This window comes from Candidatus Chloroploca mongolica, assembly GCF_004762035.2.
Classification (GTDB): Bacteria; Chloroflexota; Chloroflexia; order Chloroflexales; family Chloroflexaceae; genus Chloroploca; species Chloroploca mongolica.
The window spans coordinates 66,761-89,486 of record NZ_SIJK02000024.1; the positions used below are offsets into that span (position 1 = coordinate 66,761).

Here is a 22,726-nt window from a genome sequence, read left to right on the forward strand (position 1 = left end):
TTGAATGGTCATCCCAAATACTCAGACAGCCTGGGCGAAGGGGGCTTCAATCTGCAAGGCATTGACCGCCCGCGCAATCTGGTGGACTTCATCGGATGTCAGACCGGGATGCACTGGCAGGGCCAGGATTTCGCCACTGATGCGGTCGGCAACCGGGGTTGTGGCCTGATAGCCGAGTTCGCGATAGACAGGTTGATTAGGAATGGTGAGCGGATAGAAGATAGCTGTGCCGACGCCGGCTGCGGCGAGTTGTTGTGCGGCGGCATCGCGGTCACCAAGGATGCGGACGGTATACTGGTGAAAGACGTGGTGAATGCCTGGACGCACCTGCGGCTTGATCACCTGGGGATGCGTGATCATCTGATTGAGCAGCTGAGCATTGGCGATCCGCTGGGCAGTAAAGGCCTCACACTTGCCAAGCTGCACCCGACCGATCGCCGCGTGGAGATCGGTCATACGGCAATTGTAGCCAAGGCACTCGTGGTAATAGCGCACGCGGCTGCCGTGATTACGGAGGAGGCGAAGCTTTTCAGCGATAGCATCGTCATCGGTGGTAATCATGCCACCTTCGCCACTGGTAATATTCTTGGTGGCATAGAGCGAGAAACATGCCGTACTAAAATTACCGGTTGGGCGCCCGCGATAGCGAGCGCCGACGGCCTGAGCGGCATCTTCAATCACCGCGAGGCCATTGCGGCGCGCGATGACCATAATGGCGTCCATCTCGGCGGGATGCCCATAGAGATGGACGGGCATAATGGCGCGGGTACGGGGCGTAATCGCGGCCTCGATCTGGCGGACATTGAGATTGAAACAATCCTCATCGATATCAACAAAAACGGGGCGAGCGCCGGTCATCAGGATGCTATTGGCCGTTGCGACAAAGCTAAACGGTGTCGTGATGACCTCATCGTCGGGGCCGATCTCGTGCGCGAGCAGGGCGAGAAAGAGGGCGGTGGTGCCACTGGTCACAGCGACCCCGTGGCGCACCCCGCACAACTCAGCGAAGCCTTGTTCGAGCTGTTCCACTTCTTCCCCCTGGGCGAGCTTCCCTGAGCGTAACACAGCAAGCACAGCGGCTTCTTCTTCGGGGCCAAGCAGTGGGCGAGAGATCGGGATCATACGCTTCCTCCGCCGATGACGCGCTCGAGCAAGACACCTGCGGGGGCCACTTCGAGCGTATGGGACATCATCTCTTCGATCTGATAGCCGAGGTTGACGGCGAGGGCGTGGCACACCGTGCTATGAATATCTTCAACCTGCGGCATCATCTGATTGTCAACGTGCAGCGTGGTTTGCGCGAGGTGGTCGAGCATCCCGCCATCAAAACCGGTGATGCCGATGGTTGGTGCGCCCATCTCATTGGCCCACTGGATCGCCCGCAGCACATTCGGTGACTTGCCGCTGCCCGAAATGGCAAAGACAAGATCGCCAGGCCGGTAGAGGCTGCGCAGTTGTTCAACAAAGACATCGGCATAGCCCTGGTCATTTGACCAAGCGGTCAGGAGGGCCATATTGTCGGTGAGCGCGAGCGAACGCACACGGCGTGCGCCGTCGCGGATTGTCCACTTGGTGAGGTCGCAGGCAAAGTGTGAAGCGGTTGAAGCGCTGCCGCCATTGCCGCAGACAATAATGGTCCCATCGCGTTCGTATGTCTCCCAGAGTGCATCAGCAATGCGCCGGAGGGGCAGCTGAGGTAACTGGTTGAGGGTGTACACAATCTGTTGAATATAACGATGCAAATGGTTCAAGGGTTTTTCTCGCTCTCAATTACAAAGGAAGCTCAGGAACGAGCAACAAGGATCATGCCGAGACAGATAACGCCCACACCCATCGCGCGCATCGGGGTGACATGCTCGCGCAGAATGAGCCAGCCAATAAAGAAGAGCAAGACATGGTTGAGGCTGACGAGGGGGTAAGCGACGCTGAGGTCAATCCGTGACAGCGTAATGAGCCAGAAGAATGTCCCAAACCCATAGATCATCAGGCCGCCAACCACAAAAGGCGAGCGAATGATCTGCCAGACGATATTCGGTACGGTTTCGTAACTCACCGTAAGCGCGCCCATCTGGGTCATACCGTGCTTTAACATCGTCTGCCCAACGATGCCCATCACTGTGGCGACAAGAATCAGGATCCAGGTACTCACCGTTAATCCTCCAATACGGCGCGGTTCAGCGACCGCTTCGTTTGTATGTGCCATCACAAAGGTCGCTTCATCGAGCTTCTGCATGTGTAGCCTTTCAGATACAGGGTCTTAACGGGCCGCAGGGGTCGAAGGTTGCCCCAGCAGGCCACGGGTACGGCGCCCCAGCAAACCTGTCATATAGCGCAGGTGGGTTCCCGTAATCCGCACGATTTTGGCTTTGGACTGACCATACTGGCGCACACGTAGGACAGCGGGATACTCAACGACCCGATACCCAGCGAGCATCGCCTCGACCAGCAGCTCGGTCACCATCAAGAAGCCATTGGCCTGGGTATTGATCCGTTCAATGACTTCACGGCGGCAGGCGCGAAAGAGGGCGGTATAGGTACGGATGCGCCAGTCAATAAGGAGGCGATAACAGAACGACGCGCCTTTGCTAATGGTGACGCGGTAGGCGGGCACATTTTCGATGCCGCCGTCGGGATGATAGGGTGACGCGGTCACGATATCGACGCCGGGGGTCAAGCGATCAAGCAGGGCGGGGATTTCAGCGAAGGGATAGGTGCCGTCGCTGTCACAGGTGACAATGATGTTGCCATCGATGTGGGCAAAACCGGTACGCAGGGCCGCCCCGAGGCCCTGATTGCGCTCGTGGTGCGCAATCGTTACATGCGGCAGTGCACCAAAAGTCTGGGCCAGGAGGTCGCCTGTCCCATCACTGCTGCCGTCATTTACCAGCACGAGCTGCACGCTACCCCGCTGTTGCAAGATGGGTAGGACGGCAGTGATGCGCTCGTACATTGCATCAATCCCTTCAGCCTCGTTGTAACACGGGATAACGACTGAGAGGTCGTATGTTGCCATAGGTCACCAACCCTTCTCATCAAGCGGGAGCATCTGAGCACAAACACATGCGATTGGCAAAGACGATATGAATGAACTGGCGTCTTTGTCTTTACAGCACTTGGAACAATCCACAGGGAGTTCGTATATGGAGTATGCACGATACAGGTAACATTGAATTAAATCTGTGCACGTCCTGTGCTGACAATCCATTTAATGCATCACCCTCAAAGGAACGCAGAAGATGCAATCGCCCTGGAGGGTACGCCAGAAACCCTTTTCCGCCGGGATCGCATGTGGTAGAATCGAATTCCAACTACGCGAAGTCAGAAACCCAGGGCTCATGGTTCTTAAGAATTACATCAGGGGGGGGCGGACTTCAGTCGGCTGAGCAAGAAGCCGACTGATGCTCTTCCAGCACAGTTGGTCCGCTTGCGGATATTGATCGCGGCGTTGACATCGGCCGGCCCCGTGCGACGGAAGGTGTGCTGCGCCGATGATGATCTGATCGTTCTGGCCTGTGTCGAGGATTTGACCGTCGAGAATTTGAAGAAGGATCCGTGAATCATGAATGGAGGCTATGCGATGACGACTGCTTCTGTTGGTTCCTATCTGGAAGTCGCCCCTGGCGTTGAGATCTACTATGAGGAACATGGCACTGGCTCACCACTGGTCTTTGTGCCAGGATGGACGTTCACAACTGAAGTGTTTGAACATCAAGTCGCCCATTTCGCGCGTTCACACCGGGTTATCGTCGTCGATCCGCGGAGCCAGGGCCGCTCGTCGAAGACGCTCCAGGGGAACGATTACAGTACCCATGGTGCCGATCTGGCGAAACTCTTCGCAAGCCTCGAACTCCGGGACGTCGTATTGGTCGGCTGGTCAACTGGGACGCTGGATGTGCTGGGGTATGTGCAACACGCTGGCACAAGTGCGCTGAAGGGCGTGGTTGGCATTGATATGTCACCCAAGCCGCTTTCGGTCAGCAGCGACGACTGGGTCGAAGGGCCGCTTGATGAGCTTGCCGGGGCGTGGCGAGCGTTCCTGCGCTCGCCACAGGGGCAACGCGACTTCATCATCTACTACGCCAACGAGGTTATGGTGCAGCGTGCATTGAGTCCAGTTGAACAGGATTGGATCGTTCGTCAGTCGCTCACCACTCCGCACTACCTGGCGAGTGCGATCTTTGCCGACGCCATGTTCTGCGACTTTTCGGCTGAATTGCAGACGCTTGCGCAGGCTGTGCCTACGCTCTATGTTCTTGCCGAGCACTGGGCGGAGACGGCGACCGCCTTCCTCACCCGGAACTTTCCTCTGGTCAAGACCGAAGTTTTTGGCGGGCACATGATGTTTTGGGAGCATGCCGAGCGCTTCAATGCGACGCTTGCGAATTTTATTGAAGGGCTCGGGTAAACGTCTTTCTGTTGGACAGACGGTACGCTCGATCTTATCCCTCGGCCCCTCTCTGCGGAGGGCGGGAGGGCCGAAGCTTGCGCTCGGGGGGCGTGGTGGTTGAGCGATGCGGGTGGGGCGGGAGGATGGGGAGGGCCGAAGCAGGCGCTCGGGGGGGCGTGGTGGTTGAGCGATGCGGGTGGGGCGCATGCTTCGGCCTTACGGGGTGGTTACTTTTTGATGCTGGACACTCGCGTAGCAGGTTTCGAGCAGCATGGCGCTGGCGGCCCAGTTGTGAGCTTGTTCGACGTAGGCGCGTCCTGCGTTTCCGAGGGTTCGGGCATAGGGTGGGTCAGCGAGGAGTTTGAGGATGGCCTGGGCGAATTGCGTTGCATGATCGGCAACAAGTAGTTCGTGGTCGGGGCGGGCGGTGAGGGCAACGGTGGTCTGGCGGGTTGTGACGACGGGTGTGGCTGTTGCCATGGCTTCGAGGACTTTGTTTTGCACGCCGACGCCGTAGCGCATCGGGGCTACGGCCACGGTGGCGCGGGCGAGATAGGTGCGTAGGTCGGGAACAAAACCGGTGACGGTGACTAGTGGGTTGCGGGCATAGGCGCGTAGGGCCGGGCCGGGGTTGGCGCCGGCGAGGATGACGTGGGCATCGGGGCGTTGTTGCCAGACGAGGGGCATGATGGTGTCGAGTAGGAAGTGTGCGGCGGCTTCGTTGGCGTGATAGCTCATTTTGCCGCTGAAGATGATGGTGGCGGGTGCTCGTTCTTCACTAACTGGTTGAATACAGTCGAGCTCAACGCCATTGGGGACGACTGTAATCGGTGCGCTCTGAAACTGGGTGGTTTGCAAGGTCTGCAAGGCCCAGGCATCTTCGGGCGAGGTGATGATGATATGGTCGACGTGTTGCCCGCAGGTTGCCTCGTAGCGTTTGGTACGGGCGAGGTCGAGCAAGGCCATGGCACGGGCGCGTAGCGACGGGCTAGAGCGGGTAGCACGTTCAAAGAGCAGGCTGATGCTATCGACTGCATCGAGGATCAAGGGGGGGCGTGTGGGTACTTGTGCGGCGGCGACGCGAGCGATTTCGGCGGCACGCAGGTGTTCAATGTGAACCACATCGTGTTCCCCCGAGCGGAATTCGGCTTTGATCGCCTCGATAAAGGCTGGGACGAGGCAATGGGCGGCTTGCAGCGGCAGATCGCTTATGACCGCTCGCAGGTAGGCCGCGATGCGGGCCTGTCGCGCAATCGTGATGACCTGGATCTTGGTACAGAGGGGGCGTAGCGTTCCCAGATTTGCTTCGTCGTCGGGGCCATCTTCGGCGCAGATCAGGGTGATCTGGTGCCCGCGTTGGGCCAAGTGGCGCAACAACTGATACGAGCGTACGCGGATCGGCGAAGGAACGTACGGGATGATCATGAGGATGCGCATCATCGTCTCCCCACCGCTGCCTGGGCGAGTGCGGCCTCGTAGAGGGCCTCGACCCGAGGATTGACGACGCGCCAATCGTAGACCTCTTCGGCGACCTGGCGACCTGCCCGGGCGAGGGCTTCACCCTGTGCTGGGTTAGATAACAAAGCGATGAGTGCCTGGGCAAAGGTTTGCGGTGTGTCGCCAACCAGTAAATGGGTGCCCGGGGTCAGGGCAATGCCTTCGTAGCCTATGGTCGTCGAGACAATCGGTAAGCCGCGGGCCAGGGCCTCCAGGATCTTCACCCGCATGCCCCCGCCGGCGCGGACAGGCACAATCAGGGCGGCGGTTTGCTTCAGAAAGGGTTGCGGATCTTCGACATAGCCAGTCACTTCAATGCTGGCGTCTTCTTCGGCGAGACGACGCACCGACTGGGGTGGTCGCGCTCCGACCACGGCAAACCGTACCCCGGGAACCTCGCGTTGCACCAGCGGATAGACCTCGCGGGCAAACCAGAGCACGCCGTCAACATTGGGGGGCCAGAACATGGTCGCCATGCTGAGGATCAGTTGCGGATTGGGCGTGCGCGCGACGGGTGGGTGGCCCTGGGCATCGACGGCAATCGGGATCACTTCGGTTGGCGGGAGGGTGACCCCGGCTTCGTCGGCGGCAAGCTGGAGGAAGGCCCGATCAGGCTCGCTGACGACCAGCAAGCCATCAAAGCGTGCACAGATCCGGGCCTCGTAGCGGCGTAGACGGCGAGCTTCGACTTCGAGGCCGATTCGTCGGGCAGGTGAGCTATGCTCGGCCATACGCTGCACAATCGTCCAGACCGCATTATGCTCATCGAGCACCCGCGCCCCTGCCGGCAGATCGACAGCAAACTGAGCCATATTGAGTTGATCGGCGTGAATGATATCGAACGACTGTCGACGAGTCAGGTCAGCGAGCAGCGCGTGCAGTTCGGGCGAAGCATCGCGGCGCATCAGGAACGAATCGCCAGCGAGGCTACTCGTGATCAGGTAGCCGAGATCGCGTAGGCGCGAGCGTTTGAGCAGCACCGTATGGACCTCGGCGCACAACCCGCGCAACTCAGTGGCTCGTTGCGCCTCGGCCTCAGAGCGCACGAGGGAGACGAGCGTCACCTCGTGATGGCGGGCCAGCGACTGGAGCAGGTGGTAGGTTTTGACCTTTGGCCCGCTATCGGGTGGAAACGGCAGAATCTGGGTCAGGAGTAAGATGCGCATCTAGCCCTCGGCGCTACGGTTACGGCGGCCTGTTGGCACAAAAGCAGGCCAGCGGGGGCGAGTCTGACGAAGGGAGAGGAAGAGCAACATCAGGCCAAGACTGACAAAGGCGACCAGGGGCAGCAGGCTCATCGCGCCTTGCAGACCGAGGGCCATGCCGAGGTTACGGGCAATATCGCCCTGTTGCCAGGCGGGCACCACATAGGTCAGCCACGGATTGCGATTATCGTCGGGCGGGAAGAGTTGCCCGCTGGTGGCTTCTGTCCAGGTCAGGATGACCGAGAGGACGATCAGGCCAGTCGTGGCAACGCGGGTGGCGGTGGTGGCAAAAGCCCGTTCGACGGCCCAGCCGGCGGCCAGGGCAAGAAAGGGGATCAACGGCACAATGTAACGAGGCCCGGCGGCGAACCCGCCCCACCACATAATCGATGATCCATAGAAAAGGTACATTGTGACGACGGCGAACAGGCCCACCCACCATTCGGCGCGTAGGCGGCCTGAACGCCACCAGAAGACAAAGCCGGGCAGGGCGAGCAAGAGCCAGGGCGCACGAATGAAGAGCCCGCGGAAGGGGCTGAACGCCAGCCCCCAGAGCGACTCGGGGCGCGGGTAGGTCAGGCTCATAAAACCGGTCTGATGCTGATCTTGCCAGAGGGCCGAGTGGGCGTACCCAATTGGCCACGGAGTCCCAAAGGCGACCAGGTCATACGTGATCAGGAGAGCACCTGGAATGATGCCGCCGACAAGGAGGGCGGGCAGCCAGCGCCACCCCTGGCGCCAGAGCGCATAGAGGCCGATTACGGTGCCTGGCAGCACGCTGGGATACTCGCTAATGACGGCCCAGCCGAGCAGCAGACCGCAGAGCACCCCGGAGACCCAGCTAGCACGGGGTGGCGTCGCCGTGTTCTGCGCCTGTTCCCAGGGACGCCAGGCGACACAGAAGGCCCCAAAGAGCAGCGTTGCCACGAGCTGGTGGCTATAAAAATTGCCTGCATACGGGGCGGCGGCGGTGCCAAGCCCATAGGCGAGGGTCGTCAAGGCGGCAGGAATGGGTGAAATGCCCGACCCGCGCATCGCAAGGAAGAGCAGCGCCCCAAGGATCGCCGCCGGCAGAGCGACGACCAGCACCGTCATCAGGTATTGCACCAGCGCATAATGCACCTTATCTTCGCGCAACCCAGAGCCCTCTTCGTTCAGCGTCGTACTCATAGCCGCCCCATCGCCGAGGCTTTGCGCCCGTGTCGCGACGGCAGGATGGTCGAGCACTGGACTGAGCACCAGATAGAAAGGAATCGCCAGGAACGAGAGACCGGGTGGCTTATCAGTGTAGGTACGGCCATTGTAGAGCGCATAATCGCCGGTATTGGCCACATAGCGATCAATGCTGACGGTACCATCATCCACGACAGCGAGCACCAGATTGAGCCGGGAATTCTGATTCCAATCCGACCAGCGGGGCAGCACATAGAGATAACTGACGAAGAGCAGGGCTGCGATCAGCCAGCTATGCAGCGCACGTTGTGACATCTGGCGACTCCTTATGGTACCGTACGCTCGAGCAAGACATAGGGTTCTGCTGCAAAAAGTACTGTGTAATCGCGTTCAAGAATCTCTAACGGATAGATCTGGGTATAGGCACTGAATGGCCCGGCGAGCACATACTGCGGTTGGGCCTCAAGGCCATCATAGACCACCGGAGGCCCACCGCTCCAGACATGACGTACCGCAGGGTCAAGCAATTCAGTTGGCACATAATGGAAGAGGTGATCGCTCAGCACCCCGATCTCAGGTTCCCAGGTTTCGATCACAACATCCTGGGGAACATTGGCGTTGAGATAGGCGGCCATCCGATGGGTGCTATCATCGGGTGAGAGCAGCGTACGCATCGTCAGGCTCAGCGGGATCAGAATGATCAGTCCCAGGTAGGCCGCAGCGGCGCGGGTGGGCCAGTTGAGCCGACGGGCGTGGAGCATCTGGATCGTATCGACAGCAAGGCGAGCGACGGCGAGGCTGCCAAGGATGACAGCGGGGAAGGCGTAGCGTGCCCAGCCGAGCGAGACGACAAACCAGACAAGCCAGAGGCAAGCCATAAGGGTCGGCGCGAGTTCAGCGAGTGCCTGAGGGGTGCGTTGACGGCAGCGCCAGAGGCTATAGAGCAAGCCAGGAATGAGCAAACCGCCATAGACCTGGATGAGATAGACCAGGGCGCGGCGCGAGGCATCAAGTTCAAAGACAAAGATTGCCCCACCGGCGGCCTGTCTGGTCTTGGCATAATTGGCTGCGAAGCCATCGGGACCAAAGAAGGTGAGCATAATGACCATCCAGGCCCCAAACGCAGCCACGGCCATAGCAGGTGGCGCGAGGCGCAGCCACCAGTTGCCGACCCGGAAATAGCGCCAATCGAGCAGAGCCAGCAGGGCGAGGGTGGGTGGCACAATCAGAACAAACTGGTTCTTGGTGACGAGGGCGAGCCCGAACGCTGTGCCGGCGAGCAGCGCATAGCGGGTTGCGTGGGCGGGGCGCAGAATGCCATGGATATACGCCAGCAGACCGAGGCTCAGAAAGGCGATGCCTGGCACCTCGCCAAGTACCTGGCGGCCATACTCAACCATGCCCTCGAAGCGGAGCGTGCGTGACGCGAGGATCAGCACCAGGGCGAGCAGGGCGACGCGCATCCCGTGGAGGCGGCGGGCCAAGAAAAAGAGGGCGAGCATGGCAACGGCCATATAGAGCACGATGACCAGACGAGCCTGCACCAGGCCAACCCCGCCGACTTGAAAGGCGAGGGCCACGGGCAACATCACCGTTGGTCCGACACCAATCGTCGGCCCAAAATAGCGAAAACCCTCACTGCTGATATCGGCATAGACCCCGTAGTTGACGAGAGTTTTTGGCACATGCAGATGTGACCCTTCATCGAACCAGGTACGCGGGGCGTACGGCAGATTGACGAAGGCCAGGAACAGGAACAGGAACACCAGTGCCACGAGGGCGATTTGCTCCCAGCGTTGGGCCAGAAGCTTAAGCCGAGGTGAGCTTGCCGCATGCGCAGTGAGTGTCTTTGACATATGCTTTTCTTGTGCGTTGCGTTTTGGCGGCAAAGCCACCAAAACGCAACGCACAAACCTAGTTAACGACTGCTAGAGGCTTAATCGCCTGAGCCAGAGAGGCGGCGTGAATTGCCGAGGCCACCGCTCATCCACTTGAGGTGATTGATGCCAATCGTCCAGAGCTGCCCGAGGGTGTCGGGGTTGGCGGCACCCTTGAGGAACGTCTTGATTGGCTCGGGGCGCAGCGACCATTCACGGGCGGCGCGCTTGGCCCAGTATTCCAGATCCTGCGAACTGAGGTGCGGATAGTTGAGCACCGTGTGGGAGTACATATCGTAATCTTCCCAGCGGTTCATATCAATCCAGCCATTCTCGACCGCCTCGTAGTAGAAGGGCGTCCCTGGGTAGGGGGTGGCGATGTGGAAGAGGGCAATGTCGAGCGGCAACTGCTTGGAGAGCGTGATCGTCTGCTGGATTGTCTCAACGGTTTCACCGGGGAGGCCAACGATGAAATAGCCCCAGTTCTTGATGCCGGCGCGGTGACTGGCGGCAATCGACTCCTGGATCCGCTTGACGGTTGTGCCCTTGCGTGCCCGTTTGAGCACCGCCTCGCTGCCACTTTCGAGCCCCCAGGCAATCAAGAAGCAGCCTGCGCGGCGCATCAACTTGAGCTGCTCTTCGTCTACAAAGTCAACGCGACTATTGCAGCTCCAGCGCAACTGGAGGCCTTCTTTGATGATGGTATTGCAGAGATCGTAGACAAATTCCTTCTTGACGGTAAAGAGATCGGCCTCGAAGTGAATATGGTGCATGCCCATCTCTTTGAGCATAACCATCTCTTGCAACACGTGCTCGGGGCTGCGGTGGCGGACGCTCGACTGGTAGGTGACGTGCTTGATGCAGTAGCGGCAGCCGGCGGGGCAACCACGGCTGGTGAGCACAAAGGTATAGGGTCCACCGATAATCGGCACCTTATACTTCTGCCAGGGCAGCTTGTGGTGAAGCGGCAAAGGCAGGCTATCGAGGTTCTCGATAAACGGGCGGTCAGGATTGATCTTGATCTCGCCGTGCTCATCGCGGAAGCCAATGCCAAGCGTCTCACGGAGGGCACGGGCGATCACCTGCGGATAGACGCCGAGGAAGCGCCCTCGCGTGGTGAGGTACGAGGCATCAGGGAAGGGCAACTTGCGCCAGGGTGCGGTCAGATCGGCATTGCCTACGGGTACGGTCTCATCGGCATGCTCGGTGGCGACCTGGCGATCAATGGTGCGAATGACATCAACAATGGTCATCTCGGGCTCACCGCGCACCACGACATCGAGGGTCGGATAGGTTTCGAGGGTCTCGCGGGTCATTGGCGTCACGTGGGTGCCAATTGCCATCGAGATCGTGCCGACGGCCTTGCCGACAAAGGTTGTCCGCATATCATTGGTCAGGGTCGGCGCGGTAGCGTGGATGACCATATAGCGGGGCTTATGCTTCCACATATAGCGCTCGAAATCTTCCCAGGTCATCCCGAGGCCGATCGCATCGATCACATCAACGCTATAGCCGGCCTCTTGCACCACGGCCCCGATCTGGGCGAGGGCGGTCTGGGGCCAGATAATGCCATCACGGGTACGGCGGCCAACGCGCGCGATATCGCGCAGGAAGAGGTCGCCATCGGGTGATGGTGGATTGAGCACCAGCACATCAAGGCGCGGATTGCGCTCGCGGGGCATCTCGACAAACCGGATCTCGCCGGTGCGCTCATTGGCGCGGGCGGGGGCGACCAGTTTGATGCCCGTTGCTTTGTCTCCTGGAGCCATGCGTTTTTCGCCAGATTGCGACTTCGTCTCTTCACTCATGAATTCAAACTCCTTTTTATCGCACCTGACGGTACGGCTGATCACATAGCTACAATGTAAGCGCTTAGGGCCTTTCGGCGGGAACGTGTTCGTTGGAAGAACGGCGGCGTGCGGTCTTATGCTGGCGCTCCTCCGAAAAGAAGCTGAGCCGCACCGCCTGGATAAGCATGGCGAAAAAAGCCAGCAGGAACACGGTATTCATTCCTGGCCCGACGAGCAGATGGAGGGGACGATTCCACGCACTGATCTCCAGGCCAAAGAGAAAGTCAATCGCTTGATGCAATTGTCCAGCGATATGTTTTTCGTACTCATAGGCCAGACCCAGCAGAAATGCCGTGAATAACCACGCGACGCGTGCGCGGGTCGGCTCAGCATACAAGCGTATCCCGAAGATGATAAAGAGCAGCACGGCCAGTATGATGGGCCAGTTGTGGCTGATCAGCACAATCAGATACCCGAACACATAGTGCCACTGGCCCAGATTTGCTGCACTCCACTGCTCAAAACCTTGATCCATGATGAACTCTTCCCTCGCACGATGCTTATTGGTATGTAACGTACGTTTTCTGCTCTGCTGCCGAAGGGAGTGCCGGCTTCAGCCGGCTAAAGCCGGCACTCCAGAATGCCAGGAAATGTACGCTACCCACTACTATTTAGATCTGCTGGGCGACGACATCGGCGTGAACCGGGTGAGCGGCAGGAACATACGTCCAGTTCAGATCGGCCTCCATCTCGGCATCGCGGCGGCTCAACTCGGACAGCACGCGGGCGAGGCTCCACGCACTCATCAACTGCACCCCGGTGAGCACCATCAACGCGCTCAAGACAGGGGCAAACCATGAAGCGGCGAGGGCAGGATTGGTCAGGTCAAAGACAACAGACGCGACATAGACGCCGATACCACCAAGGATGGCGAGCAACCCGAGCCACCAGTAATGCTTTTCGATCTTGCGTCCATTGCCGTAGGGGCCAAAGAGACCCTGGCGGATTGGGCGCGTATGGAAGAGGGCGACCACGTAGCTAAAGGTGGTTCCGGTCGTATAGGCGGTCACCCCGGCGACGGCGAGCACGAGCGCACCGAAGAGTTGCGGGAAGGACCAACTGAGACTGCCGACAACGAGGCTGCCAAAGAGTTGCACCCCAACAATCATCAGGGCCATGAGCAGCATGACCAGCCCGATGCCGCCGAAGATGCGCACGGGATTGTAGGTCAGCGCGGTCCAGACAATCGACTTGAAGAAACGCAGGCCATCACGGACGACACTGAGTTTGCTGCGACCCGAGCGCTCTTTGTACGGGATGGGCACTTCAACGATATTGAGATGTTCGTGCAACGCACGGGTGCTCATCGCTGGGGTGAAGTCGAGGGTATTGGGCAACGGATAGATCATCGGCAGCACCGAACGACGGAGCACGCGCTGACCACTGGCGCTATCGCTGATGCGTACGCCTGAGACGAGCGAAAGAAGCGAGGCAAAGATGGTATTGCCGACTCGTCGGACAAGCGGCATCTCGCTGTGCTCACCGGCCATCCGGCTGCCGATGACAATATCGGCCCCGTCCATGGCAACCTGACACATTTTGGGGAAGTATTCAGGTGGATAGGTGCTATCGGCATCAAGGAAGCCGATCAACTCGCCCGTGGCGGCACCAAAGCCAGTCTTGAGGGCGCCGCCGTACCCACGGTTCTGCTGGCGGATCAGCCGGACACGCTCTCCATACCCTGCAACAATCTCGGCAGTGCGGTCGGATGAACCATCATCAACCACAATGCACTCAAGACTAGCAACGCCAACCTCGGCGAGCTGGGGCGCGATCGCCAGTACACGGTCAACAATTGCCTCGATGCCGTCCTCTTCGTTGTAGGCCGGGATGACCACTGAGAGGGTCGTCATAGGGTGTGCTCCTGTCCTGCATAGCCCGGCAGATCCACCGGGGCCTGATAAGCTTTCATCAATAAACACGTAGCTCAGGTTGCCGTGGAGGTAGTGGATCAGTTTGAAGATCCCGTACCACACGGGCTGGATTGCCCACGGCGACACTGTAGTCGGGAACGTCTTTTGTTACGACGGCACCTGCACCAACCACACTGTTGCGTCCTATCCGTACACCATCGAGAAGAATGGCCCCGCTGCCAATCCATGATCCCGTTTCAATCGTGATCCCCTGGGCCGTGATCCCCTGATGGCTGATTGGTCGGGTTGTATCGTTGATGACATGATTGACGGCGAGCACTTGCACCAGCGTGCCAAGGTAGACATCGTCGCCAATATGAATGCCACCCTGTCCGCGCAAAATGCAACTCTCGCCGATGAGGGAACGTGCGCCAATGGTGATATGACTATGGGGAAGATCGCGGAAGTTGTAGACATGCAGGATCGCGTTCTTCATCACCAGGCTCTCGTCGCCGATCGTGATTCCGCCAGGGCAGGCGTGCAAATAGACTCCGTGGTCGAGATAGACGCCCTTGCCGAGGCAAACATGCGAGGCAAAGCGGATCCGTACGCCATCTTCAATTGCTGCTATGCCCTCCATGTCAAGGATGCTCCGGTACGCGACTGCGCGTAGACCTACGCCGACGATGCTCGGCACCCAGCCCAGGCTCGCCTGAACCAGTTGCTCGAAGGCATATTGCGGTAATGAACTCGCCTGACGCGAGATGTAGAGCCCAAGTTGTTGGCGCATACCTTGACGTGCGGGCGGTTGGCCCGCCGCAGATGAACGGTCTTGGATCGGGTGAACTGTCCCTATCGTACAGGAGTGCCTTAAATTCTACCTAACAGGACGTTGAGCGAGGTCTTACAGTGTGTTTACCTCTTGCACAGCTTTTTGAGCACAGCATGGATCTGTCGGCAGAGCACCCCACCAGGGCACCCGCAAGGGGTGCCCGTACACCGGGCCCGGCCCCCGGCCCGGTAGGGGCACCCCTGGCGGGTGCCCGCCCCGTGCGGGTGCCCCACCTTTTGGGGGTAGGTTTTTTTCTTCACGAGCCGAGGGAGCGACATGACGTTCGTTTTTTTCGCACGAAGGTGGTGGTGTCGTTGTCCAGGGTTCGGGGGACAAGCGTTGCGGCATGGGGATGGACTGGTGGTTCAGGGCCCGCGCCAAGGGCTGCCAACGCCAGCCATGTCCTTCCGAACGGAGTGAGGAATCTTCCCTGCGCCGCATGGAAGGCCCCTCGCTGCGCTCCGAAGCAACAAACCGTGTTGTCAACTCCAGTGTGTCCGCGGTCATTCCGAACGCAGCGGAGCGGCGTGAGGAATCGGCACTGATCCGCATTGAAGACCCCTCACTCCGTTCGGGGTGACATGGGCGGGCCGGGGCAACACCCTGGTTTCTCTCGGCACCACTGGCCCGTGGGCCACTTGGTACTCGGGGTGACAGGGCGAGCGCAGCGGCGTGACACAACGAGCGCAACGGGGTGACAGGGCGAGCGCAACGGGGTGACAGGGCGAGCGCAACGGGAGGCAACGCCAGCCATGTCATTCCGAACGCAGTGAGGAATCTTCATTGCGGCCCATGGAAGACCCCTCGCTCCGCTCGGGGTGACACGGCGAGTGCAGCGGAGTGACACGGCGGGCGCAGCGGGGTGACAGGGCGGATGCCTTGGATGGTCATGACCCGCACATTATCTGAAAAACCTACCCCCAAAAGGGCACCCCGCCCCGTGCGGGTGCCCGCCCCGTGCGGGTGCCCCTACCGGGTGCCCCGTTGTTGCCGGGGATAGCGTGTCAGCGCTTCAGGTAGTTGGTAATAACCGCGAGCGCCTGCTCGGCGGCACCGGCACGTACGGGGGCCGGTGAGTGGCGGAGTTGGCTAAGGCCCTGGGGACTGAGCCAGGTTGCGGTTCCGTCGATGATGGCCTGATAGGTGTTGCCGATCAAGACGGCTGCCCCGGCGTCGACTAGATAGCGCCATTCGGTCTCTTGGCGCACAATGAGGAGGGGCGTCCCTAGGACGCCGGCTTCTTCTTGTAACCCGCCCGAGTCGGTCAAGACGGCGCTGGCTGATCCGACGAGGCGCAGCATGTCGAGGTAGCCGAGCGGTTTGCTCTGGCGGATCCGGGGCGATAGGGTCAGGCCCTGGCGTTGCAGCGCGACGATGGTGCGGGGATGCACGGGAAACGCGATGGTGTAGGCTTCGGCAAGCTCGTTGAGCGCCTGTACGATCCCCGGGAGCACGTCGGGTTCGGTGTTTTCGGCGCGGTGGAGGGTGAGGGCGAGGTAGTTGTCGGGTTCGAGTTCGAGCTGTTCGAGGATTTTTGCGTGTTCGGCGTGGCTGCGATTGCGGAGGACGGCGTCAATCGCGGTAGAGCCAATGATGCTGATGCGCTCTTCAGGCAGGCCTTCGTTGCGCAGGTTGGTCGCCGCGATCTCGTCGGCGGCGAGCAAGAGTTCGCTGATGTGATCAACGATGATGCGGTTGAGCTCTTCGGGCATCGCTCGGTTGAACGAGCGCCCGCCTGCTTCAAGATGGGCGACGGGAATGCCCTGCTTGGACGCGCAGATGGCCCCGGCCATGGTGGTATTGGTGTCGCCCTGCACCAGCACCAGGTCAGGCTGGCGCTCAAGGAGAATTGGTTCAAGGCGACTGAGCATGCGGGCGGTCTGCTCCCCATGACTGGCTGAACCGACGCCCAGGCTATAGGCCGGGGTTGGCAAGCCGAGTTCTTCAAAAAAGATGGTGTCAACTTCATACGAGTAGTGCTGCCCCGAATGCACAAGAATGTGGTTGACGTGCTCGTCGAGCAGCGGAATGAGTGGTGACAGTTTGATAATCTCCGGGCGTGTTCCAAGGATAGTCAGAACCGTGGGCATGCTTATTCCTCCTCGGCGTATGCCAGTTGGACGCCGTAGTAGCGTTTGAGAAAGAGGGCCAGTTCAACGTAGATCGGGTCGCGGTCACTGGTCATGCGATTGTTGGTAAGATCAAGCCAGTGAGGTGAGTCAGCGGGTCGCCAGTCGGGGCGCGTGACGAGCCAGATGGTCGTGCTGCCATCAGCAGTGATGGTCGGAGTTGGGCCAACGCTGGTCGCGATGGCGAGGCGGTAGATCTTTTTGCCGTGGCGAAAGCGGACACCACCAGAGCGTTCGGTCTCCACTGGCACACTCATGATCCCGGTGAGCATAAGTTCGCTAAAATGGCGCAGCATATGGGCGGCAGCGGCATCAACGCGTCGCGGACTCATCGTGCGGCGCATGCGCTCCATCTCGCCAACGGGGCGGGCCGGATTGCCCTCGGCGATGGTGCCGGGCGGAAGGCTACCGCCCACGACCGAGCGCGAATTGACAAAGCTGTGGCTACCGATCTCGCTGGCTGGTTGGAGAAAGACGCCCGCCGCGCACCAGACATAATCGCCGAGCGTTACCGCGCCAAAACGCACCCAGTAGCCCTCGGTATAGGGCAAAAAAGAGCCGTGGGTGTAGACCATACAGCGGGCACCGAGGGCGCTCCAGCGTCCAAGCCGTACATCTTCGTCGGTATTGATCAGACATTGTGGCCCGATATAACTATGTTCACCGACAAAGAAGCCTGCGGCCCCATAGATGAGGTTGAAACTGCTCACGATGGCATACGGGCCAAGCACAAGATCGCCGTCACACTTGATCAGCGTGAGTGCCCGTACCTCGCTGTAGTCGCCCAGGGCGATATGCCGCCCCATCACGCTTGCGAACCAGCCGATCTTGACGTGCCGACCAAGCTGAGCGCCGCAAAAGACCCGCAAGATCCACGGTTTGACGACCGGCGGGCAAAAGAAGAGCATGGCAAAGATGAGGGTTTTGAAAGACATAGCGGCTTCCTCTTAGATCGTCATAACGGGCCATGACGCACTCAAGCCGCTGCTTGCCTGCTCAAGCGTTTTTGCCCGCGCCACCCAGTGGGCGGCCAGTTCGGCGGGCGTGGCAAACCAGACATCGCCGCGGCTAAAGAGCGTTTCCCAAAGCCTGGCGTAGGTAGCGGCCCAGTCAGGAAAGAGTGCGTCGTCGTAGACATAATCATGCACATCAACGAGCAAGCAGCCCTCCTGGTCGGCCACGCGGTCAGCGAGCCCGTCGAGCAGCGCCTGGCGACCACCGGGATTATTGACGTGATGCCCAAAGAGATGATCGTCCATCCAGCCCGTCGGCACCTGGAGCGTGCGCACGGGGCGGCGGAGCCCGCTATGCCACGGATAGAAGGGCCAGGTCGTACCGCGCCGCCAGCCAAGGTAGCGGTCGTGGGTAAGCGAGGCATCGTAGGTCAAGCCGACCTGCTCGTGCATCAGTAGCGTTGCCTCGGGGTCTGCGGGATCGAGATGCCAGTAGTGGTGGCGATTGCCGACGACGGGCGTATTGCTGGCGACGGCAAGCGCGGCCCGTTCAGCGCCAAACTTCTCGGCACTGGTATAGGCAAGGTAGCTCGCGTGTAGTCCGATCTCCCATCCTTCGGCGGCGAGTTCACGCAAGAGCAGCCGGAAGCGCGGCGCATTCACGTCATAAAAGGTATCAGGGAGGCCACGGGCGTACTCGATCAGCGACCCCTGGCGGGCGACAAAATAGAAGGCCGAGCGGCTCTGGAAGCGTTGTTCGAGCGCCATCCACGACGCAAAATGCCAGTGGGTGCGTCGTCCGAGGGCCACGTCGAGGGCAGGCTTCAGGCCGCGGCGGCCCTGGCGCGCCAGAATGCGGAGCGGCTCGAGCCAGCGCACAACCTCGGGGTAATCAACATCGTGGCCGCAGGCTGCGGCCATCGTCTTGCCCACAGGCCAGCGGCGCATCCCTGGGGCCAACCCACACGCCACAAGCTCGCGTTCGAGACTCGTCCCGACGCCCGACGCAAGCGCCTTACGCAAAAGACCCTGTTCGACACCGGGCGACCCACTGAGATCGCTGTAGCCATGCTTGCCACGGGGAAGCTGGCGTTCTTCTTGCCCAGTGAGCAGCCAGAAGGCATCAAAGATGACATCGCGCTCGATCAGCGCGGTGCCATGGTGGCGCGTCACCTGAAGTGCCTCGGCTAATTCACCCTGGAAACGCAGGTGTTCCCAGGTTGGCGAACGGACAATCCCGGCGAGCAGTTGTGCCACCGGGTTTGTCCAGTGCTCAGGCCGGGCGACGATCACCAGGCGAGCTGCGGGTGCCTGCGCGGGATCGGTAGCATAGGCCAGATCGACATCACTACTCCCCCAGGGCTGTTCCACCCAGGCGTAGCCCATCCCGGTGAGCAGCGTCCGCCAGGTCCAGGTCACCTCGGGGCGCCAGGGGGCGAGGGCAGGATCGAGGGCGATTCGTACGAGCGTTGGCATGGTTACCCCTTGCGCATCTTTTTGAAACGAGCGCTATGCTGTTCATCTTCAGTGAGCGTAATCTTGACTGGCACCTTGAAACTGGCGAGGCGATCCTTGCAGAAGGCCCGGACACGCCGCTTGAAAGCCCCGAGTTCTTCGGGTTCAAAAAGATTGAAGCGAGCGGTCACAATCTGGCCGGTGATCGGATTGGCCTCGCCGAGCACAGCCACATCACGGACATTGGGCATCTGGAGGAGCACACTCTCGACTTCGGCGGGATAGACTTTTTGCCCACCGACATTAATAATCTCGGTATGGCGCCCAAGGATGCGCAGATAGTCGCCATCAACCTCAACGACATCCTGCGTATTCATCCAGCCCTCGGCATCAAAGGGACTGGGCGCATTGAGATAGCCGAGCATCGCCGATTGCGCACGGATCCAGAGCACATTGTCAACGATTTTGGTCTCGAAACCTTCGCCCCCGACCTTCACCCAGAGCGACCCTGAATCGCGAGACTTCGAACGCAAAATGCCAAGCTCCGACAGGCCATAGGTTTGCAGGAGTTGCACCTTGGGGAAGATCGCGTGGAGGCGTTCGAGGGTACTGGCCGGCATCACCTCGGTGCCATAGGTAATCAAGTCAAGCGAACTGAGATCGTGGCGCTCGTAGGCTTCCGAGATGAGCAACAGATTCAGAAAGGTCGGCGACGTTGGCAGCGTCTGAACCTGATGAGCGGCAATCGTGCGACAGACCACCTCGGGATCGCGTGATGGCACAGCGACGACGGTACCGCCATTGGCAAGCGTATAAAAGAGCGTATTGATGCCACCGATATGGTCGAGCAACAGAAAGGTCAGCGTTGTTCGGCTATGGCGGGGCAGTTGGAACTTCGCGAGCAGCGGCGTAAAATTATGGAGCGCAGCTTTGCTTTTGCCGGTCGAACCAGACGAAAAGAGCACAAGGCCGGGATGACCGCTATCGATCAAGTTGCGCGTGAGCGGATTGGAGACCTGAAGCGCACGGCGCTCGAGGTGCCAGCCATCCTCATCGTCGAAACTAATCACCACCTGCACCTCGGCGATCGCGATGAACTCATCACGATGGGCCTCGACCGAGCGAGTCAGCGGCACCACAATCGTAGCGCGGGCAATCAACGCCAGCAACAAACTCACCGCATTCGGCGAATAATCGCCCTCGAGCGTCACCACGAGCCCGGGGCCAACATCGTGGCGGTCGAGCTCCTCAACCCAGGCTTGCACCTGCTCAACCAGGGTGCCATACGTGTAGGCCTGATCATGCCAGACAATCGCGTTGCGTTCAGGCCACTGCTGCATCCGCTCAAGGAGCCATGCAATGCTCATCAGCCACCTCCTCCCAGGTAGATGACCTGGCCGGTAATATAATCACTTGCGGGGCTTACAAAAAAATCGATCACATTCGTCACATCGGCAAACGTTCCCAGGCGCCGGATCGCCAGATCATCAACAATCTGCTGGATCTTCTCGGCGGGCACCCCGCGGATCAGATCGGTCTCGATCGGCGTAGGGCCAAGGGCATTAACGGTAATGCCAAACGACCCAAGTTCTTTTGCCAGAATGCGCGTCAGCATCTCGACGGCACTCTTGGAAGCTGCATAGATTGCCTCGCCCTCGAGGCGGAGCGGCACGGCAATCGTACTGAAATTGACGATCCGCCCATACTTGCGCCGCTGCATCAACCGGGCCGCCTCACGGCAGACGAGGAAACTGCCGACCACATTGGTTGCCAGGATGCGGGTCAGGGTAGCGCTGGGCACTAGCAGTGCATGGTTCATCGAAGCAATGCCCGCATTATTGATCGCAATATCGAGGCGGCGATGGCGCTTCTGGATGGACGAGAGCATTGCTCGCACCTGCATTTCATCAGTCACATCAACCTGATGATGGGTGTAATTTTCGAGTTGCCAATCGGGAGCCTCACGTGAGCACCCTTCGACCAGCATCCCCTGACGCACAAAATGCGCGGCGAGGCTTCGCCCGATGCCCTTGCGTGTCCCGGTAATCAGCACCACCTGACGCTCAGTCACGGCCCATCTCCTCACTGATCAACTCGGCGATATAGTGCGTGAGGCTTGCGACCGTACGGAAGGGGCTATGTTTTTGGGACATGGCCCGATCATCGGCTAGGGTCAGCATCACGTCATATTCCTCCTCAAGACGTTGTTCAAGTTCAACAATCAGCGTAACCAGGGCCAGCGAATCGAGCACGGCCTGCTTGCCAACAAGGCTGGTGGAACCTTCGACTGACTCGGGCACAGGCTTATTGCTCTGCTCTACGACCTCAAAGAGCGTTGCGATCACCAGGGTTTGCAGCGTATCAAAATCAGGGCCAGATGACATAGAATGCTCCATATGAATTCAAATAAAAACTGCTCGTAGGGGCGTTCGGTCGCATCAGCATCAGGCATATTTGGTGTAGGTTGATGCATACGCTGGCTGGGAGCGCGGGCCGCTGGCCCGCATGCGGGCCAGCGGCCCGCGCTAGCGAGCCCAGCTTGATGTCGGGGGAAACCTGTTCAAGGTGCAGCATAGACGATCACCGGTAAAAACAATGTATATGGCTTTGCTGTTGTATCTGGGGACGCTGTTGGTGTCAGTGTAACACACGGCTCAGAAGAAGCCACTGCTTGCGATAATGGACAAGATACAGGTGTACCGGTAACAGTTGGTGTACTGGTGGACGTGCTGGTTGGGGCGGCGGTGCTCGTCGCAGTCGGCACGGCGGTGCTGGTACTCGTGGGCGCGGCGGTGCTCGTCGCCGTTGGTACAGCGGTGCTGGTGCCGGTGGGCGCGGTGGTGGTGCCGGTGCTGGTTGGGGCAGCGGTGCTCGTCGCCGTTGGGACAGCGGTGGTAGTGCTAGTTGGCGCGGCGGTGCTGGTGCCGGTGGGCGCGGCGGTGCTGGTGCCGGTGCTGGTTGGGACGGCGGTGCTCGTTGCCGTCGGTACGATGGTGCTGGTGCCGGTGGGAAGAGCGGTAGTGGTGGGCACGGCGGTGCTCGTCGCCGTTGGCACAGCGGTGCTGGTACTCGTGGGCAGGGCGGTGGTGGTGCCGGTGCTGGTAGGCGTGGCGGTGCTGGTATTGGTCGGGGCGGCGGTACTCGTCGCCGTCGGTAGGGCGGTGGTGGTGCCGGTGCTGGTTGGGGCGGCGGTATTCGTCGCCGTTGGTGTGGCGGTGGTGGTGGGCGCGGCGGTGTTCGTGGTGGTGGGCGCAGCGGTGCTGGTATTCGTCGGTACAGCGGTGCTGGTATTGGTGGGAAGAGCGGTAGTGGTTGGCGCGGCGGTGCTGGTAGTGGTGGGCAGGGCGGTGCTCGTCGCCGTCGGTGCAGCGGTGCTGGTGCCGGTGGGAAGAGCGGTAGTGGTGGGCACGGCGGTGCTCGTCGCCGTTGGCACAGCGGTGCTGGTACTCGTGGGCAGGGCGGTGGTGGTGCCGGTGCTGGTAGGCGTGGCGGTGCTGGTATTGGTCGGGGCGGCG

The 22,726-nt window shown here is 60.1% G+C and carries 20 protein-coding genes; 2 read left to right on the plus strand and 18 right to left on the minus strand.

Annotation, left to right across the window (positions count from 1 at the left end):
* Window positions 1–21 precede the first annotated feature (21 nt).
* From EYB53_RS14060 to EYB53_RS14075, 4 genes are read right to left on the minus strand one after another with little or no spacing between them, the layout of a single operon-like run.
* Window positions 22–1,122, minus strand: a complete 1,101-nt coding sequence (locus EYB53_RS14060) for a DegT/DnrJ/EryC1/StrS family aminotransferase (protein WP_135478966.1) — start codon at window positions 1,120–1,122, stop codon at window positions 22–24.
* Window positions 1,119–1,751, minus strand: a complete 633-nt coding sequence (locus EYB53_RS14065) for a D-sedoheptulose-7-phosphate isomerase (RefSeq protein ID WP_135478968.1) — start codon at window positions 1,749–1,751, stop codon at window positions 1,119–1,121. Before EYB53_RS14065 ends, EYB53_RS14060 begins: the two co-directional genes overlap by 4 nt.
* Before the next feature lie 32 nt (window positions 1,752–1,783).
* Window positions 1,784–2,233 carry a DMT family transporter gene (locus tag EYB53_RS14070; RefSeq protein WP_135478970.1) on the minus strand — a complete coding sequence of 150 codons (450 nt, stop codon included), beginning with the start codon at window positions 2,231–2,233 and terminating at the stop codon, window positions 1,784–1,786.
* A 24-nt stretch (window positions 2,234–2,257) separates the two neighbouring features.
* Window positions 2,258–3,013: a glycosyltransferase family 2 protein gene (locus tag EYB53_RS14075; RefSeq protein ID WP_135478972.1), complete on the minus strand. Its 756-nt coding sequence runs from the start codon at window positions 3,011–3,013 to the stop codon at window positions 2,258–2,260.
* A 546-nt stretch (window positions 3,014–3,559) separates the two neighbouring features.
* Here EYB53_RS14075 and EYB53_RS14080 point away from each other — a divergent pair.
* Entirely contained in the window at window positions 3,560–4,405 is an 846-nt protein-coding gene (locus EYB53_RS14080) for an alpha/beta fold hydrolase (protein WP_205712661.1), read from the plus strand.
* Between the two features lie 198 nt (window positions 4,406–4,603).
* Here the strand turns inward: EYB53_RS14080 and EYB53_RS14085 are convergent, their stop codons facing one another.
* From EYB53_RS14085 to EYB53_RS14150, 14 genes are all read right to left on the minus strand, one after another.
* A complete protein-coding gene (locus EYB53_RS14085; protein ID WP_254151078.1) occupies window positions 4,604–5,827 on the minus strand; it encodes a glycosyltransferase in 1,224 nt (407 codons plus the stop codon).
* Window positions 5,824–7,050, minus strand: coding sequence for a glycosyltransferase family 4 protein (locus EYB53_RS14090; RefSeq protein WP_135478974.1), 1,227 nt, complete (start codon window positions 7,048–7,050; stop codon window positions 5,824–5,826). The genes EYB53_RS14085 and EYB53_RS14090 overlap by 4 nt, the downstream gene beginning before the upstream one ends.
* Complete coding sequence (locus EYB53_RS14095) at window positions 7,051–8,577, minus strand: hypothetical protein (RefSeq protein WP_135478976.1); 1,527 nt, start codon at window positions 8,575–8,577, stop codon at window positions 7,051–7,053. It lies immediately after the preceding gene.
* 11 nt (window positions 8,578–8,588) lie between these two features.
* A complete protein-coding gene (locus EYB53_RS14100) occupies window positions 8,589–10,118 on the minus strand; it encodes an ArnT family glycosyltransferase (protein WP_135478978.1) in 1,530 nt (509 codons plus the stop codon).
* Between the two features lie 80 nt (window positions 10,119–10,198).
* Entirely contained in the window at window positions 10,199–11,947 is a 1,749-nt protein-coding gene (locus tag EYB53_RS14105) for a B12-binding domain-containing radical SAM protein (protein ID WP_135478980.1), read from the minus strand.
* Window positions 11,948–12,011: 64 nt separating this feature from the next.
* Complete coding sequence (locus EYB53_RS14110; protein ID WP_135478982.1) at window positions 12,012–12,464, minus strand: hypothetical protein; 453 nt, start codon at window positions 12,462–12,464, stop codon at window positions 12,012–12,014.
* Window positions 12,465–12,600: 136 nt separating this feature from the next.
* Window positions 12,601–13,842 carry a glycosyltransferase family 2 protein gene (locus EYB53_RS14115; RefSeq protein ID WP_135478984.1) on the minus strand — a complete coding sequence of 414 codons (1,242 nt, stop codon included), beginning with the start codon at window positions 13,840–13,842 and terminating at the stop codon, window positions 12,601–12,603.
* Window positions 13,843–13,900: 58 nt separating this feature from the next.
* Window positions 13,901–14,632: an acyltransferase gene (locus EYB53_RS14120; RefSeq protein WP_135478986.1), complete on the minus strand. Its 732-nt coding sequence runs from the start codon at window positions 14,630–14,632 to the stop codon at window positions 13,901–13,903.
* Window positions 14,633–15,678: 1,046 nt separating this feature from the next.
* Window positions 15,679–16,764, minus strand: a complete 1,086-nt coding sequence (gene wecB / locus EYB53_RS14125; RefSeq protein WP_135478988.1) for a non-hydrolyzing UDP-N-acetylglucosamine 2-epimerase — start codon at window positions 16,762–16,764, stop codon at window positions 15,679–15,681.
* A gap of 2 nt (window positions 16,765–16,766) precedes the next feature.
* Window positions 16,767–17,738: an acyltransferase gene (locus EYB53_RS14130; protein ID WP_135478990.1), complete on the minus strand. Its 972-nt coding sequence runs from the start codon at window positions 17,736–17,738 to the stop codon at window positions 16,767–16,769.
* Between the two features lie 12 nt (window positions 17,739–17,750).
* Entirely contained in the window at window positions 17,751–19,232 is a 1,482-nt protein-coding gene (locus EYB53_RS14135) for a polysaccharide deacetylase family protein (protein ID WP_135478992.1), read from the minus strand.
* 2 nt (window positions 19,233–19,234) lie between these two features.
* Window positions 19,235–20,578: a long-chain fatty acid--CoA ligase gene (locus tag EYB53_RS14140; RefSeq protein ID WP_135478994.1), complete on the minus strand. Its 1,344-nt coding sequence runs from the start codon at window positions 20,576–20,578 to the stop codon at window positions 19,235–19,237.
* On the minus strand, window positions 20,578–21,282 hold the full coding sequence (locus EYB53_RS14145) for an SDR family NAD(P)-dependent oxidoreductase (RefSeq protein WP_167857409.1): 705 nt from the start codon (window positions 21,280–21,282) through the stop codon (window positions 20,578–20,580). The genes EYB53_RS14140 and EYB53_RS14145 overlap by 1 nt, the downstream gene beginning before the upstream one ends.
* Entirely contained in the window at window positions 21,275–21,595 is a 321-nt protein-coding gene (locus tag EYB53_RS14150; protein ID WP_135478998.1) for a hypothetical protein, read from the minus strand. Before EYB53_RS14150 ends, EYB53_RS14145 begins: the two co-directional genes overlap by 8 nt.
* Before the next feature lie 336 nt (window positions 21,596–21,931).
* Between EYB53_RS14150 and EYB53_RS26215 the strand changes: the two genes are divergently transcribed.
* Window positions 21,932–22,726: hypothetical protein (locus EYB53_RS26215; RefSeq protein WP_205712662.1), on the plus strand; the 795-nt coding region annotated here is incomplete at its 3' end.

Coding starts and splice junctions, on each gene's coding strand:
- EYB53_RS14085 (WP_254151078.1), bottom strand. CDS start 5,827: ATGATGCGCATCCTCATGATCATCCCGTACGTTCCTTCGCCGATCCGC.
- EYB53_RS14090 (WP_135478974.1), bottom strand. CDS start 7,050: ATGCGCATCTTACTCCTGACCCAGATTCTGCCGTTTCCACCCGATAGC.
- EYB53_RS14110 (WP_135478982.1), bottom strand. CDS start 12,464: ATGGATCAAGGTTTTGAGCAGTGGAGTGCAGCAAATCTGGGCCAGTGG.
- EYB53_RS14130 (WP_135478990.1), bottom strand. CDS start 17,738: ATGTCTTTCAAAACCCTCATCTTTGCCATGCTCTTCTTTTGCCCGCCG.
- EYB53_RS14105 (WP_135478980.1), bottom strand. CDS start 11,947: ATGAGTGAAGAGACGAAGTCGCAATCTGGCGAAAAACGCATGGCTCCA.
- EYB53_RS14100 (WP_135478978.1), bottom strand. CDS start 10,118: ATGTCAAAGACACTCACTGCGCATGCGGCAAGCTCACCTCGGCTTAAG.
- EYB53_RS14115 (WP_135478984.1), bottom strand. CDS start 13,842: ATGACGACCCTCTCAGTGGTCATCCCGGCCTACAACGAAGAGGACGGC.
- wecB (WP_135478988.1), bottom strand. CDS start 16,764: ATGCCCACGGTTCTGACTATCCTTGGAACACGCCCGGAGATTATCAAA.
- EYB53_RS14080 (WP_205712661.1), top strand. CDS start 3,560: ATGAATGGAGGCTATGCGATGACGACTGCTTCTGTTGGTTCCTATCTG.
- EYB53_RS14135 (WP_135478992.1), bottom strand. CDS start 19,232: ATGCCAACGCTCGTACGAATCGCCCTCGATCCTGCCCTCGCCCCCTGG.
- EYB53_RS14060 (WP_135478966.1), bottom strand. CDS start 1,122: ATGATCCCGATCTCTCGCCCACTGCTTGGCCCCGAAGAAGAAGCCGCT.
- EYB53_RS14075 (WP_135478972.1), bottom strand. CDS start 3,013: ATGGCAACATACGACCTCTCAGTCGTTATCCCGTGTTACAACGAGGCT.
- EYB53_RS14140 (WP_135478994.1), bottom strand. CDS start 20,578: ATGAGCATTGCATGGCTCCTTGAGCGGATGCAGCAGTGGCCTGAACGC.
- EYB53_RS14095 (WP_135478976.1), bottom strand. CDS start 8,577: ATGTCACAACGTGCGCTGCATAGCTGGCTGATCGCAGCCCTGCTCTTC.
- EYB53_RS14070 (WP_135478970.1), bottom strand. CDS start 2,233: ATGCAGAAGCTCGATGAAGCGACCTTTGTGATGGCACATACAAACGAA.
- EYB53_RS14120 (WP_135478986.1), bottom strand. CDS start 14,632: ATGCGCCAACAACTTGGGCTCTACATCTCGCGTCAGGCGAGTTCATTA.
- EYB53_RS14150 (WP_135478998.1), bottom strand. CDS start 21,595: ATGTCATCTGGCCCTGATTTTGATACGCTGCAAACCCTGGTGATCGCA.